We start from the raw sequence: 14153 nt of genomic DNA, 5'->3' as shown, positions 1-14153 counted from the left end.
ACGACAAATATTACTTTACTTTTTGTTTAAGACCTTGATTTACTTCAAAAATACGCTGAATAACAGTAACGATACCGCCTATAGCAAGTAGAATCATAGCTAAACTTAACAAAATAAGTTGACGAGTTAGGCCAGCAAAAAACATAGCGATAAGAATAACAGCTACGCGATCTGCACGAGTAATTAAGCCTTTTTTAGGATCTACATCTATTGACTGACCGCGAGCGCGAGTGTATGAAGTTACGAAAGCTCCCATAAGAGCAATTAAACAACTTAACAAACCTACGTATTTTATTATGTTTCCATTCAGAGCTGGAATCCATGTGCACATTTCTTTTTCGTTAGCTTTATACAAACAAATGCATACTGATATAAATAACGACCAATCTGCAATACGATCAAGCGTTGAGTCAAGAAATGCACCAAATTTTGTGCCGCCTGTTGTTAAAGATGCAACAGAACCATCTAAGCAGTCTGCAAGCACAAAAATAGTTAAAAATATAGCACCAATAACAAGCTGATTAGTAAAAGCTGTTATAAAAGCAGTAATAACTACTGCTACTGTGCCAACAATTGTTACACAGTTAGCACTTACGCCCAGTCGCACTAGCAATTTTGCAATAGGAGAAATAACGCGCTTAAACCCAATGCGTAATGATTCCAACATTGAATGCAACCTTCCTAGCGTAATCAAGCAAGTAAAACTCTGGTTCAATAAACAATCCCATACTAGACAACCATACTAGCCAAGCGGCTGTAAGAAGATAGTAAGAAGCCCACACAAGCTAAGAAGTGTGGGCTTTTTATTTACGATTCAGCTTACATTTAGATTTAAGCTTACATTTAGATTTAGGCTAGCTAACTTAAATCACATAGCTAACTTAAATCACTTAGTGTAGCGCTCGAAATCTTCTGCAGTATTCACCTGAACACGCTGCTTAATAATGGACAAAATCCACTCTTTAGCTTGTTCAACTGGAACGCCGTTCAATTGGCTGCCATCGCGGAAGCGGAAGCTCACAGCATTGTTGTTCACATCCTCTTCGCCAGCAATCAAAGTGAAAGGCACCTTAGACTTAGAAGCGTTACGAATCTTCTTGCCAAAGCGATCGTCGGAGCTGTCCATTTCACAACGAACCATATTCTCTTCCAAATCGCTAATAAACTTTTGCAAGTGTGGAGCGAACTCGTCTGCAACAGGAACGCCAGTTACTTGAACTGGAGCCAACCATGCTGGGAACGCGCCTGCATAATGCTCAAGCAAAATAGCAAAGAAACGCTCAATAGAACCAAAGAGTGCGCGGTGAATCATCACAGGACGCTGGTGGCTACCATCAGCTGCAATGTATTCCAACTTAAAGCGCTCAGGCAAGTTGAAGTCGAGCTGAATAGTAGAAACCTGCCAAGTGCGGCCAATCGCATCGCGAGCTTGCACAGAAATCTTCGGGCCGTAGAATGCAGCTCCACCTGGATCGTCCACGAGTTCCAAACCAGACTCTTTAGCAACCTCTGCCAAAGTATTAGTTGCTTCTTCCCAAATCTCGTCGGAACCAACGAACTTGTGCTCATCCTTAGTGGAAAGCTCCAAGTAGAAGTCGTTCAAACCGAAGTCTTTAAGAAGACCAAGCACAAAGTTAAGCAAGCTCTTCAACTCATCGCGCATCTGCTCGCGAGTGCAGTAAATATGCGAATCATCCTGAGTCAATCCACGAACACGAGTTAAGCCATGAACAACGCCAGACTTTTCGTAGCGATACACTGTACCAAACTCAAACAAGCGCAAAGGAAGTTCGCGATAAGAACGCTGGCGAGACTTGAAGATCAAGTTATGCATTGGGCAATTCATTGGCTTCAAGTAGTAGTCAGCACCTTGACGAGTTACGTTACCGTTTTCGTCGCGCTCTTCGTCAAGCTTCATTGGAGGATACATGCCATCCTTGTACCACTGCAAGTGGCCAGAAGTCTCGTACAAGCCGCCCTTAGTAATGTGAGGAGTTTGTACGAAGCTGTAGTGATGCTTACGATGCTGCTCACGTGAATAATCTTCCATCGCGTTAATAATTGCAGCACCCTTTGGATGGAACACTGCTAAGCCTGGACCAATCTCATCTGGGAATGAGAACAAATCCATCTCTTGGCCAAGCTTACGATGATCGCGCTTAGCGGCCTCTTCCATGCGAGTTGTATAAGCTTTAAGCTCTTCCTTGCTAGGCCAAGCAGTGCCGTAAATGCGCTGAAGCATAGGATTATGCTCCGAACCGCGCCAGTAAGCTGCAGCCACACGCTCGAGCTTAAAAGCCTTAATATAGCGAGTGTTTGGCAAATGAGGTCCGCGGCACAAATCGCTCCAAACTTTATTGCCTTCGCGATCCAAATTGTCGTACATGCTAAGCTCATGCTTGCTAATTTCGCCAGCAGCAGCCGGATCAAGAGCAGCTTCCTTATCCCCAATCAACTCCAACTTATAAGGTTGATTTGCTTCTTCAGCACGCGCTTCATCTTCAGTTACAACGCGACGACGGAAGCTTTGAGACTCTTTAATAATGCGCTGCATATGCTTTTCGATTTGCTTCAAATCGTCTGGCGTAAATGGAGTATCAACATCGAAATCGTAGTAGAAGCCGTCTTTAATTACAGGACCTACGCCCAACTTTGCGTCTGGTCGAATTTCTTGAACAGCTTGAGCCATCACGTGAGTAGCGGAATGACGCATGATTGCGATGCCATCTTCACTATCAAGGGCTACTGATTCCACGGTATCGCCGTCATGAAGAGGCGTGTACAAATCACGCAACTCGCCATTTAAACGTACGGCAATAATATTCTTATCTTCCGCGAAAAGTTCAACGCCAGTGAAGCTTGCATCCACCTCCTTGCGTTCCTCGTTTACAGTGATGGAGATGGTATTTTCAGCCATAATTGTCCTTTTCTATCGGGGTCTTGCGTTACTAATGTGCAGACCTGGACCTGTGTGGCGTCGATAAACTTACGCGATTAAAACATAAATAAAACGCGCAAAAACGACGTCAATCGCGCGCATTTTTCACGCACAATTCATTGATACTTTATGACAACAGAGCGACTTTTAAAGCGCTTTTACTAAATAGCGTTCTCAGATGCTTTTTCGCGCTGCAATTGCAATCTTGACAAAAAATCATTAATTTTTATAAAAATACTTTCACCAATTTTAACTATTACAAAGAAGCATCCAGCTACAATCGCAATAGTTCCACCAGCCGAAAGTTTAAATATTACTGATAGCGCTAATCCTGTAATTGAAATAGCAATAGAAGAAATTACGCATGCAAGTACGAATTTATTTATAGACGCGATTCTTCCCTTTAATGCTGCAGCAGGAGCAGCGATAAGAGATACTGAAACAACAGTACCTACTGCTGGGATAATTACTGAAACTGTAATAATGATTAACGCAAGAACCATTACTTGTATAAAGCCAGATCTTCCGCCAGAAGCACGGTAATTAATAGGATCAAAAGAGCAATGCACAAGATTAGCAACATTGAAAATCCAAATTAATAAAACTAACAAAAAAGCAACAGTTGCTGAAATAACATCTGCTGGAGTGCAATTAATCAAAGATCCTGTCAAAAATCCTTCAATACGCAATGGAAGTGGAGCAAACCATCTATTTAAAAAGTATCCGCTAGCAAAACCAACAGTTAGCGTAATTCCAGCTGCAGCTTGTGAAGAAATACCTTTAATACATGAAAGCGCGTGCATTACAAAAGAAAGCACAACGCATGCAATTGCGGCTCCAATAAACAACCCGAGAGACAAAATATTTTGATCAATCGTGTACATAGAAGTACAAACTACACCTAAAACAGCACCAGGAAAAGCAGCATGAGTAATTGATTCTGTGAAGAATATACGCTGATTTAACAATGCTAAAGATCCCACAAAACCGCACAATGCTCCAACAACAATTGACTCAACTATAGGTAGAGCAATAACTTGCCAAATACTTACCATATAATTCCCCTACTTTTTAGAAGATTCTGTGATAGCTTGCATATCTGCACCATCAGCATGAGTTTTATGCACTGGAATTAGGGATGAAATAAATCGGAAACACCATCTAAGTACAAGAACTACTACAAACATTGAGCATATGCTTAAAGCAACTGCAGCTTGCGGAGAAATAGGGTGATCCAATTCAAGATTCATAACATACATTCCAAGTATTACTCCAGCAATACCAACAGCAATACCAACAGCAACCATATGGCTTATCGTACGAGACACCAACCGAGCACTAGCTCCTGGAATAATAAGATATCCAATAACAAGAAGAACACCGACAGCCGAAGATGCAGAAACTACAACGGCTGCAATTCCAACGTTTAGCACAATATCAGCGACTAAAGTATTAGCTCCCATAAGCGGAGCGCTAGCACGATCAAATGCAACAATAATTTGCTGCTTAAAAGTCGCTATCATCACAAGAATTGCAAATAAGCAGATTAACATAGCTTGAGTCATACGCTCATTAGTAACATCAGTTAATCGCCCAAACATCAAAGCTTCAAGCTGGCCAGACATATCGCCTTTTTTAAGAGATATCACTACGCCAATCGCAAAGAAAGTTGTTAGTACAGTGGCAATAACAGACTCATTAATACGAGTAGATCTAGACGCCCAAACCAATGCTGCAACTAAAAATATTGCGCAAATTGAAGCTCCTGGAATTATCTGATTTATGCCACCATATAAAGCACCAACTACTATTCCAGGAGAAATACCGTGAACAATAGCTTCAGCATTAAATTCAGCACATCTTAAATTTACGAATACGCCAACGATTCCGCTAGCTATAGAAAGTACTATAAGAAGGCAAAAAGCGCGGAAAATATTAGGAGCGGAAGCTATAAAGTCAAATCCCGGTATTGGCTCTAACTCTTGCCTTAAATCCTCGACTAATTCTGGAATCATTGATATCAATCCTCTAACAACTGCGAGCTTCCATCAGAATTGGAATCAGCATTGGAATCAGAATCAGACTTGGAATCAGACTTAGAATCCTCCTGTGCTATTTGCGAAAGCGTAAGACCAGCACTATCCGCAGGAACACTACCTCCGTAAGCAAGAGTTATATTTTCTTTAGTCATTACCTCATGAAGAGGACCAAAAGCAATCTGCTTTCCAGACAAGAGCAAAGCTTTTTCACAAATCGCATCTGCAATAACCAAATCGTGAGTAGACACAACAAATGAAATACCCTCTTTTTTAGCGGATTTCATTATATTAAGTAATTCTTTACGATTCGGCTCATCAAGACCATTAAATGGCTCGTCAAGTAATATAAGCGTTGGATGTGCAACAATAGCACGAGCAAGTAGGATTCGCTGACGCTGACCTCCAGAAAGATCACCAAATCTTACATCTGCACGATGAAGCAAACCAACATGATTAAGAGCGTCCTCAACAGCAGCTTTTTGAGATTTTTTTAAAATCCCTAAGAAACCGGTTTGTCTGCTTAAGCCCATAGCGACAACTTGCCTAGCAGTTACTGGGAAGGTCAAATCCAGATCAACTTGCTGAGGCACGTAACCAATAGAAATAGCTTTTGGCATGCGCAATTCGCCACGACTTACGCGCACAATGCCAATAATGGCTTGTAAAAACGTTGTTTTACCAGAACCATTTGGGCCAATTAAAGCCAAAGCCTCTCCAGCTTCTACACTGCCGTTAATCCCAGTCACTACAGTTTTATAACCGTATGCTAGGTCGCAATCTTTCATTGCAAGGACGCTCTTATTCACTGTTTTCTAACCTTTTTAATTATTTCATTTCTTCAATGCTGTTTTGACTGAATCAGGTAAATCAGGAACCTTACCATTCCAAGCCTTCACCAATGTTTCAACATTGTGAACGATAGAACCGATATAAGTTTCACCTGCAGATCCGACTGGTCCGAGAGAATCTCCGTAAAGCGCATCATCACCAATAATTGCCTTCACGCCTGCTGCAGATGCAACAGCCTTGATTGACTTGGAATTGTTGGAATTTTCAGCGAAAAGAGCAACAGCACCAGACTTTTTAACAGCTTCTGCAGCTTTCTTAATGTGATCCGCAGTAGCATCCTGCTGACTGTTGAAATCAGAAAGTGCAGCACCAATGAACTTCACATTGTAATCGCGAGAGAAGTAACCGAAAGCATCATGCGAAGTGAAGAGAACACGATGCTCTTGTGGCACGCTGTTCAAAGCTTCAGTAGCCCATGAATCCAAGTCCGTCAAAGCCTTAACGAATTTTTCAACATGTTCATCGAAAATAGACTTGCTTCCAGGAAGAGCTTTACCGAGGAAATTACCGATATTCTTAACCTGAATCATCGTGTTCTTAGTACTCGTCCAAATATGTGGATCATATTGGAATTCAGGCTCTTTTTCACCTTCTTCTGGAGGGAATGGCCACTTTTCAGCATGCACTTTAGCAATACCACGATCAATCTTGTATGGAAGATCCTTTTCTTTAGCAGCTTGCGCATTTGGATCCTTGATTTCATCTGCAGTTAAAATGCCAGAAGTAACACCCATAGTGCCCTTGAAGCCTGTTGCTTCCACAGCCTGATCTAAGAAGTGCTCGAGATCAACGCCAGAAACAAGCATTAAATCAGCCTTAGAAAGAGCTTTAGACTGAGCTGGCGTCATTTCATGTTCGTGAGCAGAAGCATTCGGTGCAAGTAAGCAGGTCAAATTGATTGTTGACTTTGCTTTATCTTGAGGAGCTCCGATTACAGACTTCTTGCCCTGAGAATCGGTCTTATTAAGGCTTAAACCAGAATTTGCATCAGCTGTAGAAGCAATTTGTGTTACGTAATCGCAAATTTGTGTGGTTGTTGCAACTACATTTACTTCATTACCCTTTTTGCTTTGATCAGCGCTCTTAGAATTAGATCCGCAAGCACCCAAGCATGTTGCCATCAATGCAGCAGCTGCTGCTGCGGCTATAAACTTATAAGTTTTCACTATCTTCCTTTCAGGAATTATCTCTCAGGAATATATCTGTTATCACTTATATTTCATTACTTCCCACTCGTAATTAGGAAAGATTATCGTTAGCAATAACGGTTACAGCATAGAAAAAAAGTTGCACGTGGTCAACGAAATTTTGAAAATTTATTATATTTTTCTCAAAATTGGCGTGTCGCGATTTTTTTGTTTGATATAATTCGATTTTTCTTGCATTCTGCTAATAAATGGTGTATATAGCAAATGAAAAATCAATCAATAAAAACAGCAAATAAAAACAGCAAATAACAATCCCAGATATTCACTACAATCGTAATCATGAGTGAACTTCTTAACGTAGAAGCAAAAGATGCAAGCAAATGTCTAAAAAAGCCCGAGCCTTTCTACAATAAGTATTCGCGCGGTGTTCTAGGCTTAGTCACAGGTTCTAACGAGTATCCTGGAGCTGCAATATTAAGCGCAAGTGCCGCAGCCCACGCAAATATTGGAATGGTTCGTTATGCCGGCCCTCTTCGTGCACAAAACTTAGTATTACAAACATCTCCAGAAGTAGTAGCATCGGAACAATTGAACGGAAAAATCGACGCTATAACAGTTGGATCCGGAATACCAGATGCTGATCATTGCAATACTGAAACTAGCGCAAATCAAAGAAGATACATTGCAAGTATTCTTGCGCAATACGCAAAAGAAAATAATAATTCGAAAGAAAAATCAACAAGTCAAAAAGATAATCTTCCACCAATATGCGTAGATGCTGGAGCGTTAGATTTACTGCCAAAACAGGTTTGCACAAAAGTAGTTCTCACTCCACACGCAGGAGAATTAAGCTCACTTTTTACTAGATACGATTTAGAAATAAGCGCTCAAGAAATATTGAAAAATCCTGTTGAGTACGCTCAAAAAGCAGCCGATCTTACTGGAGCAACTGTGCTAGTTAAAGGCGCAACAACAGCAGTTGCATCACCATCAGAACTACACTCTCCCATTTATATTGCAAAATGCGCTCCATCTTGGCTCGCAACTGCAGGTTCAGGAGATGTACTGGCAGGAATTCTAGGAGCATTATTAGCGCAACGCGAAAGCAATAACAATCCGGAAAATAATAAAAATAGCGCAAATTACGCGGAAAATAGCACAGAAAATTACGCAGAAAACGCAGAAAACGAAAACTATGCTTTTATTGCAGCGAGCGCAGCTGTTATCCACGGAATTTCAGCATCATTAGCATCTAGAATCAACAGCGAGAACAATTACACTCAACTAGCAAAAGACATAGTGGAATCAAATGATACTTCAACTTTAGATCATCCAATTGTAGCAAGCGATATTATTAATGCGCTCCCATATATTCTTGGGATTCTTATTAATATGAAATAACGCAAAAATACAATAAAACTTAAAAGAAAATAAAATAAAAACCATACGCACAAAAGAAAATAAACAAAAGGATAATAAATGACTAACGAACAAAATGTTGAAATCCGCGATGTTATGTTTGACTATTGCAAAGTTTTACTCGAGTGGAATTGCCGAAATTGCTTGCAAAAGCAGTTCCCAAATTTGGTTGATACAATTTGCCCTAATGGGAGCTTTGGAAAGGACGATTTAGCCGGATTCTACGAGTTTGAAGATCGCATGGACGGCGGCGAACTTTTGAAAGATCTTATGCCGGAATACGAACGCCGTTTTGGAAGCGAACTCGCTGAAGCTTTCCGCTGGTATTGTGCTCATTATGATCAAGTTTTGACGCGAATGATGCCTGGAATGGTTGATTTATTGCACGATCTACGTGAAGCTGGATACGGCGTATGGGGCTTAACGAATTGGTCAAGAGAAACTTTCCCACTTGCGTTACGTAAATTCCCAGAACTTTCTACTCTTTTGCAAGGAACTATTATTTCCGGCGTTGAGCATTTACATAAGCCAGAACCAGAAATTTTTGAACTTGCTATAAGTAGATTTGGATTGAATCCACAAACAACTGTTTTCTTCGACGATAAGACAGCAAATATTGATGGAGCTCATAACGTTGGCATGCATGGCTTTGTTTTTACGACTGCAGAGCAAGCTCGTAAAGATTTAGCATCGCTAGGCGTTAGATTATAGTTGTAATAACAACTCATGAATTACAACTTGGAAGGCATTGAATAGTATGACGCTGTTGCAATTAAAGTACATTGTGAAAATCGTTGAATGCGGATCTATGAACGAAGCTTCACATGAACTTTATATTTCCCAACCAGCTTTAAGTTCCTCAGTAAAAGAATTGGAGCGAGAATTAGGAATCGAGATTTTTACTCGTTCTTCTCAAGGTATTGCTTTAACAGTTGATGGAGCAGAATTTCTTACATACGCTCGCCAAGTTTTAGATCAAGCTGATTTATTAGAAGAACGTTATAAAAGTGTAAAGCCTAGGCGACAATTATGCAGTGTTGCAACTCAGCATTACATGTTTGCTGTTGAAGCTTTTGTGGAAATGATTCGCAGTTTAGATTCTGAAGAATATGAATTTTCTATAAGAGAAACACGCACTAAAACTATTATTAATCAAGTCACAGATATGCGTGCAGATTTAGGATTGCTTTATCTTTCAGACTATAACAAGGATGTTATTGGTAAGATGTTGCGCGAAAAGCATCTCGAATTTCATCCACTTTTCAGAGCTAATCTTCACGTATTTCTTTCACGAGACAATCCTTTGGCAAGCCGCACAAGCCTTAGTCTTGAGGATTTGAAGCCTTATCCTTTTATACAATATGAGCAAGGAGAAGATGGGAGTTTCTTCTTTGCAGAAGAAGCTGTGTTGCCAAATCATCCTCCTAAAAAAATAAACGTAACTGACCGTGCTACTATTTTGAATTTCATTATTGGCTTAAACGGATACACAGTTTGCACAGGAATAGATAATGGCGATCTTAATAATGAAAAGATTGTTACTATCCCTCTCGAATGCGATGAAACAATGCTCGTAGGTTGGATTAAGAACGAAAGAACACAACTTTCTGAAGCATCTCACGCGTATCTTTCACAGCTAAAATCTGTATTAACTCAACATGGCTACAAGGTTATCGATAGTTCAATAAAAGACTAATTTAAATATTTTGCAATCTAAATGCAAAACTCATTACGAAACGATTGTTGCCAACACTTATGAACGCGTTGGCAACAATCAAATAATATTAGTTAAAACTATCAAATAATTTTCGTAAAAAGTGGCTTGACATTAGACCAAATCCTACGCGCAACACCAGGGCGATTCATAGTATACAAGTGAATACCATCTACTCCCTCAGCAACCAAATCATTTATTTGTTGAGAAGCAAAAATAGTACCAGCATCTTGTAAACAATCTGCATTATCAGACCAATGATCCATCATCGCATACACTGGAGCAGTAATGCGAGAAGAACACATAGTTGTCATACGCTTAACCTGTGAAGCATTGGCAACAGGCATAACTCCAGCTTCAATTGGAACATCAATACCAGAAGCGCGAGCTAAATCACGAAAACGCAAGAAATCCTGATTATCGTAGAAAAGTTGAGAAATTAAATGCGTAACACCAGCATCAACTTTTCGCTTAAGATTATCAATATCTTCCTGCAAACTCTTAGCTTCTGGATGCTTTTCTGGATAGCATGCACCCAAAATAGGCAAATCCGGACGCTTGGAACGAATATAAGATACTAAATCGCTAGCATGCTCAAAAACTCCAGCATCTTCCTGACCTGCAACTGCATCTCCGCGCAATGCCAAAACCCCAGAAACACCAGCTTTATCAAACATTTCTAAGGCTTCATCAACAGCATCATAATCAAGATATCTAGCAGTTAAATGAGCAACAGCGTCAATACCGTATTCTGAGCGAATAGTATAAGCAATTCGCGCAGTAGCAGTACGATCTTTCAATTTTCCAGTACCATAAGTAACTGAAATAAAATCTGGATCAAGGCCTTTCAAACCATCTAAGGTGTCGTAAATAGTACCTATAGGAGATGTGCGTTTAGGCGGAAAAACTTCCAAAGAAAACTTTGGTCTGTAATGCATCACTCACCCCCTATTAGATATCACTTGTTTGGCTTGTTTGGCTTAATTGCTGGGATTGCTGGGATTGCTGATTTGATTGCAATTGCGCTCTAACTTCTTTAGCTGCAGCAACAAGATTTTCCAAGCTAGGCCAAGTTTCAGCATTACCGCGAGTTTTCAAACCGCAATCAGGATTAATCCACAATTTTTCCGCAGGCATCTTACGCAAAATCTCATGAATACGATCCACGAGTTCTTCTTTGCTTGGAACGCGCGGAGAATGAATATCGTAAACTCCAGGGCCAGCTTCAGTTTCAAAATGAGCATCATGAATAGCATCAAGAACAACTAAGTCGCCACGAGAAGCTTCGAAAGAAATCACATCCGCATCCATAGCATCAATATCGCGAATAATATCGTTGAACTCTGAATAGCACATATGCGTGTGAATTTGCGTAGTAGCAGATACAGCAGAATGTACTAAGCGGAAGGCAGGAATAGCCCAATCCAAATACTTCTTATGCCAATCAGACTTACGAAGAGGAAGCTTTTCACGCAAAGCAGCTTCGTCAATCTGAATTACACGAATCCCAGCTCGCTCTAAATCTAATACTTCATCACGAATAGCAAGTGCCAGCTGCTGAGTTTGCTCTTCGTGCGTAATATCTTCACGAGGCCAAGACCAGTTAAGAATCGTTACAGGACCAGTAAGCATGCCTTTAACAACGTGCTTCGTGCAGCTTTGAGCGTAAGAGCTCCATTCTACTGTAATTGGTTCCTTCCTAGAAACATCAGACCACACGATTGGAGGTTTAACGCAGCGAGTGCCATAAGATTGTACCCAAGCGTTTTTAGTAAACTTAAATCCGTTTAAATGCTGGCCAAAATACTCAACCATATCGTTGCGCTCAAATTCTCCATGGACTAGCACATCTAATCCAATTCTTTCCTGATGAGCAATGCAATATGAAATATTCTTGCGAATAAACTCATTGTATTCTTCAAGAGTAATCTCACCATTACGCAGAGAAGCTCGAGCATTACGAATATCTTTTGTTTGAGGGAATGAGCCTATAGTTGTTGTTGGCAAATCAGGCAAGCCGAGAGCTTCCTTTTGCAAACGTTGACGTTCAGATCTTTCAGGCTCACGCACAAAATCAGATTCTTTAAGATTAGCCAAACGATTTGCAACATCTGCGTCTGCTTGTACTCGAGAACCGTCAAATAAAGCTTGATTCTTAGCAAGAACACTGCTTACTCTACGATCTTCGTCGCTTGTTGAAGCAAGTTGAGAAATATCATGCAATTCTTGCAATTTTTCTACTGAGAAAGCGAAATGAGATAATACATCTTCACCCAATGCCTCTTCGCCAGAAGTACTAAAAGGCACATGCAATAACGAGCATGCAGTAGAAACAACAAGTTTATTCGTAATTTTAGCGCGCAATGCATCGATAAGACCTAAGCTAACTGCATAATCATTGCGCCAAATATTGCGTCCGTTTACAACTCCCGCAAAAAGCGTAGTTTCTTCATTAAGACCATATTTATCTAAAGCTGCAAGATTTTCTTCTTTACCTTCTACTAAATCAAGACCTATACCGTCAAAGCCAAGATTATTTACAACTTCATAAATATCAGCAATATTGCCAAAATAAGTATTAAGTAAGACTTTTGCATCTCCAGAACGAGATTTTAGAATCTGCTCATAAAGAGATTTGAAAAGTTGAATATCGCCATCTTCTTTATCAATAGACAAATATGGCTCATCAAATTGCAACCATGATGCTCCAATATGCGAAAAACGATTAACGATATCAGCGTACGCATTGCTTAAGGCATTTATAATCGAAGCATTTGCAACTAATTCTTCGGCTTTAGAATTTCTAGCTAGCTTGAAGAAAGTATAAGGGCCAATTAGCACAGGCTTAGTTTCTAAACCTTGATTACGAGCTTCTATAAACTCATCAAATGGCTTTGTACCAATCAAACGTAATTCTTCAGGATTATCAATTTCAGGAACAATATAGTGATAGTTTGTTGTAAACCACTTTTTCATTGGTAAAGCTGTTACATCGCCATGTTCACCTTGATATCCTCGTGCAATAGCAAACAATGTATCTTCAGGATTTTCAAAATCTAACTCACGATATCGCTTTGGAATAGCATTTAGCAAAATTGCGGTATCTAAAACTTGATCATAATAACTAAAGTCGTTGCTTGGGATTAAATCGATTCCAGCTTCTGCTTGTAATCTCCAATGCTTTATACGTAATTTTTTAGACTCTTCACGAACTTCATCAAGAGTTGCATCAGACTTCCAATAGCGTTCAATAATTTTTTTTAGTTCTCGATTAGCGCCAATACGCGGGAAACCGGAAACCGAAGTAAGAACCGTAGACATAAATCCTCCAAATATTTCTTTTGACTCGCTTTAGCCTAGCAAAGAAATGCCCAAATCGGTCATTGAAGAACTTGGGGTGTCGTTATAAACTAAATTTATATGCTATTTTTTAATATTATTTCGTATCTTTTACTATTTTTTTATAAATTTTATTAAATTTTATATTTGTCACTCAAAATCTTGTGGTTTAAGAACAGCAAGAGCTGTAGCTCCTCGTAGTCCGCATAAAGAAAAAGGTCTTTCCGATGCAAGAATAATAATCGAAGCATTAGAAAGACCTAAGCGCATTTCACTTAAAACATCAGGATCAGACTCAGCAGACGAAAGCCACTGTGCAGCCATTGACATAGTAGGTTCGTGACCAATAATCATTGTTATTTTTGAATCATTAGCATGCGATAATTCATCCATAACTGATTGCATACCGCCGTCATAAAGGCTTTTACGTGAAGATGCTACAGGTTTATCCCCAAAACGTTTAAGCATACGTTGCATTGTTTGCTCAGTACGATTTGCACTAGAACAAACTATATAGTTTGGAACAAGCTTCATATTTTCTAAACCTTTTGCCATTATTTTCGCTTGTTTCAAACCTTTATCAGTAAGATCGCGACCCCAATCATTACCCATAGTAGGAGATTCAGCTTTTGCATGTCGCATAAGCAATAAAATGTACTCAGAGTGTCGAGCTTTTTTTGCAATTTTCTTTATTGAAGTTGCCATCA

The 14153-nt window shown here is 39.8% G+C and carries 12 protein-coding genes; 3 read left to right on the top strand and 9 right to left on the bottom strand.

The annotated features are described in order from the left end of the window. Window positions 1-10: 10 nt before the first annotated feature. The 6 genes from BFS05_RS05655 to BFS05_RS05630 form a co-directional block, all read right to left on the bottom strand. The gene (locus tag BFS05_RS05655) at window positions 11-667 is read right to left on the bottom strand and encodes a CDP-alcohol phosphatidyltransferase family protein (RefSeq protein ID WP_103084998.1); all 657 of its coding nucleotides are present in this window, start codon (window positions 665-667) and stop codon (window positions 11-13) included. Between the two features lie 219 nt (window positions 668-886). After that, window positions 887-2917 (bottom strand): threonine--tRNA ligase, encoded by a 2031-nt coding sequence (thrS, locus tag BFS05_RS05650; RefSeq protein ID WP_103084997.1) that lies wholly within the window; start codon window positions 2915-2917, stop codon window positions 887-889. A 182-nt stretch (window positions 2918-3099) separates the two neighbouring features. Then, window positions 3100-3993 carry a metal ABC transporter permease gene (locus BFS05_RS05645; RefSeq protein WP_103084996.1) on the bottom strand — a complete coding sequence of 298 codons (894 nt, stop codon included), beginning with the start codon at window positions 3991-3993 and terminating at the stop codon, window positions 3100-3102. A 9-nt stretch (window positions 3994-4002) separates the two neighbouring features. After that, a complete protein-coding gene (locus BFS05_RS05640) occupies window positions 4003-4953 on the bottom strand; it encodes a metal ABC transporter permease (RefSeq protein ID WP_103084995.1) in 951 nt (316 codons plus the stop codon). Window positions 4954-4958: 5 nt separating this feature from the next. Beyond that, a complete protein-coding gene (locus BFS05_RS05635) occupies window positions 4959-5762 on the bottom strand; it encodes a metal ABC transporter ATP-binding protein (RefSeq protein ID WP_103084994.1) in 804 nt (267 codons plus the stop codon). 45 nt (window positions 5763-5807) lie between these two features. Continuing rightward, window positions 5808-6947 carry a metal ABC transporter substrate-binding protein gene (locus tag BFS05_RS05630; protein ID WP_374703774.1) on the bottom strand — a complete coding sequence of 380 codons (1140 nt, stop codon included), beginning with the start codon at window positions 6945-6947 and terminating at the stop codon, window positions 5808-5810. 366 nt (window positions 6948-7313) lie between these two features. Here BFS05_RS05630 and BFS05_RS05625 point away from each other — a divergent pair, with 366 nt between their 5' ends. The 3 genes from BFS05_RS05625 (at window position 7314) to BFS05_RS05615 (ending at window position 10089) form a co-directional block, all read left to right on the top strand. After that, window positions 7314-8375 (top strand): ADP-dependent NAD(P)H-hydrate dehydratase, encoded by a 1062-nt coding sequence (locus BFS05_RS05625; protein WP_103084992.1) that lies wholly within the window; start codon window positions 7314-7316, stop codon window positions 8373-8375. Window positions 8376-8453: 78 nt separating this feature from the next. Next, window positions 8454-9104 (top strand): HAD family hydrolase, encoded by a 651-nt coding sequence (locus BFS05_RS05620; protein ID WP_103084991.1) that lies wholly within the window; start codon window positions 8454-8456, stop codon window positions 9102-9104. 46 nt (window positions 9105-9150) lie between these two features. Then, a complete protein-coding gene (locus tag BFS05_RS05615; RefSeq protein WP_103084990.1) occupies window positions 9151-10089 on the top strand; it encodes a LysR family transcriptional regulator in 939 nt (312 codons plus the stop codon). A 101-nt stretch (window positions 10090-10190) separates the two neighbouring features. Here BFS05_RS05615 and metF read toward each other — a convergent pair whose 3' ends face one another. The 3 genes from metF to BFS05_RS05600 form a co-directional block, all read right to left on the bottom strand. Then, window positions 10191-11045: a methylenetetrahydrofolate reductase [NAD(P)H] gene (metF, locus tag BFS05_RS05610; protein WP_103084989.1), complete on the bottom strand. Its 855-nt coding sequence runs from the start codon at window positions 11043-11045 to the stop codon at window positions 10191-10193. Window positions 11046-11058: 13 nt separating this feature from the next. Beyond that, window positions 11059-13428: a 5-methyltetrahydropteroyltriglutamate--homocysteine S-methyltransferase gene (metE, locus tag BFS05_RS05605; protein WP_103084988.1), complete on the bottom strand. Its 2370-nt coding sequence runs from the start codon at window positions 13426-13428 to the stop codon at window positions 11059-11061. A 168-nt stretch (window positions 13429-13596) separates the two neighbouring features. Beyond that, on the bottom strand, window positions 13597-14151 hold the full coding sequence (locus BFS05_RS05600; RefSeq protein ID WP_103084987.1) for a SixA phosphatase family protein: 555 nt from the start codon (window positions 14149-14151) through the stop codon (window positions 13597-13599). Between the last annotated feature and the right edge of the window lie 2 nt (window positions 14152-14153).

The sequence above is a fragment of the Gardnerella coleohominis genome, from assembly GCF_002896555.1.
Taxonomy (GTDB): domain Bacteria; phylum Actinomycetota; class Actinomycetes; order Actinomycetales; family Bifidobacteriaceae; genus Bifidobacterium; species Bifidobacterium vaginale_F.
Note: the sequence above shows the minus strand (reverse complement) of the source record. Positions and strands in the feature narration are given on the sequence as shown.

What these genes read in the sequence shown, in the direction of transcription:
- BFS05_RS05655 (WP_103084998.1), bottom strand. Translation starts at nt 667, where the DNA reads ATGTTGGAATCATTACGCATTGGGTTTAAGCGCGTTATTTCTCCTATT.
- thrS (WP_103084997.1), bottom strand. Translation starts at nt 2,917, where the DNA reads ATGGCTGAAAATACCATCTCCATCACTGTAAACGAGGAACGCAAGGAG.
- BFS05_RS05645 (WP_103084996.1), bottom strand. Translation starts at nt 3,993, where the DNA reads ATGGTAAGTATTTGGCAAGTTATTGCTCTACCTATAGTTGAGTCAATT.
- BFS05_RS05640 (WP_103084995.1), bottom strand. Translation starts at nt 4,953, where the DNA reads ATGATTCCAGAATTAGTCGAGGATTTAAGGCAAGAGTTAGAGCCAATA.
- BFS05_RS05635 (WP_103084994.1), bottom strand. Translation starts at nt 5,762, where the DNA reads ATGAAAGATTGCGACCTAGCATACGGTTATAAAACTGTAGTGACTGGG.
- BFS05_RS05630 (WP_374703774.1), bottom strand. Translation starts at nt 6,947, where the DNA reads ATGGCAACATGCTTGGGTGCTTGCGGATCTAATTCTAAGAGCGCTGAT.
- BFS05_RS05625 (WP_103084992.1), top strand. Translation starts at nt 7,314, where the DNA reads ATGAGTGAACTTCTTAACGTAGAAGCAAAAGATGCAAGCAAATGTCTA.
- BFS05_RS05620 (WP_103084991.1), top strand. Translation starts at nt 8,454, where the DNA reads ATGACTAACGAACAAAATGTTGAAATCCGCGATGTTATGTTTGACTAT.
- BFS05_RS05615 (WP_103084990.1), top strand. Translation starts at nt 9,151, where the DNA reads ATGACGCTGTTGCAATTAAAGTACATTGTGAAAATCGTTGAATGCGGA.
- metF (WP_103084989.1), bottom strand. Translation starts at nt 11,045, where the DNA reads ATGCATTACAGACCAAAGTTTTCTTTGGAAGTTTTTCCGCCTAAACGC.
- metE (WP_103084988.1), bottom strand. Translation starts at nt 13,428, where the DNA reads ATGTCTACGGTTCTTACTTCGGTTTCCGGTTTCCCGCGTATTGGCGCT.
- BFS05_RS05600 (WP_103084987.1), bottom strand. Translation starts at nt 14,151, where the DNA reads ATGGCAACTTCAATAAAGAAAATTGCAAAAAAAGCTCGACACTCTGAG.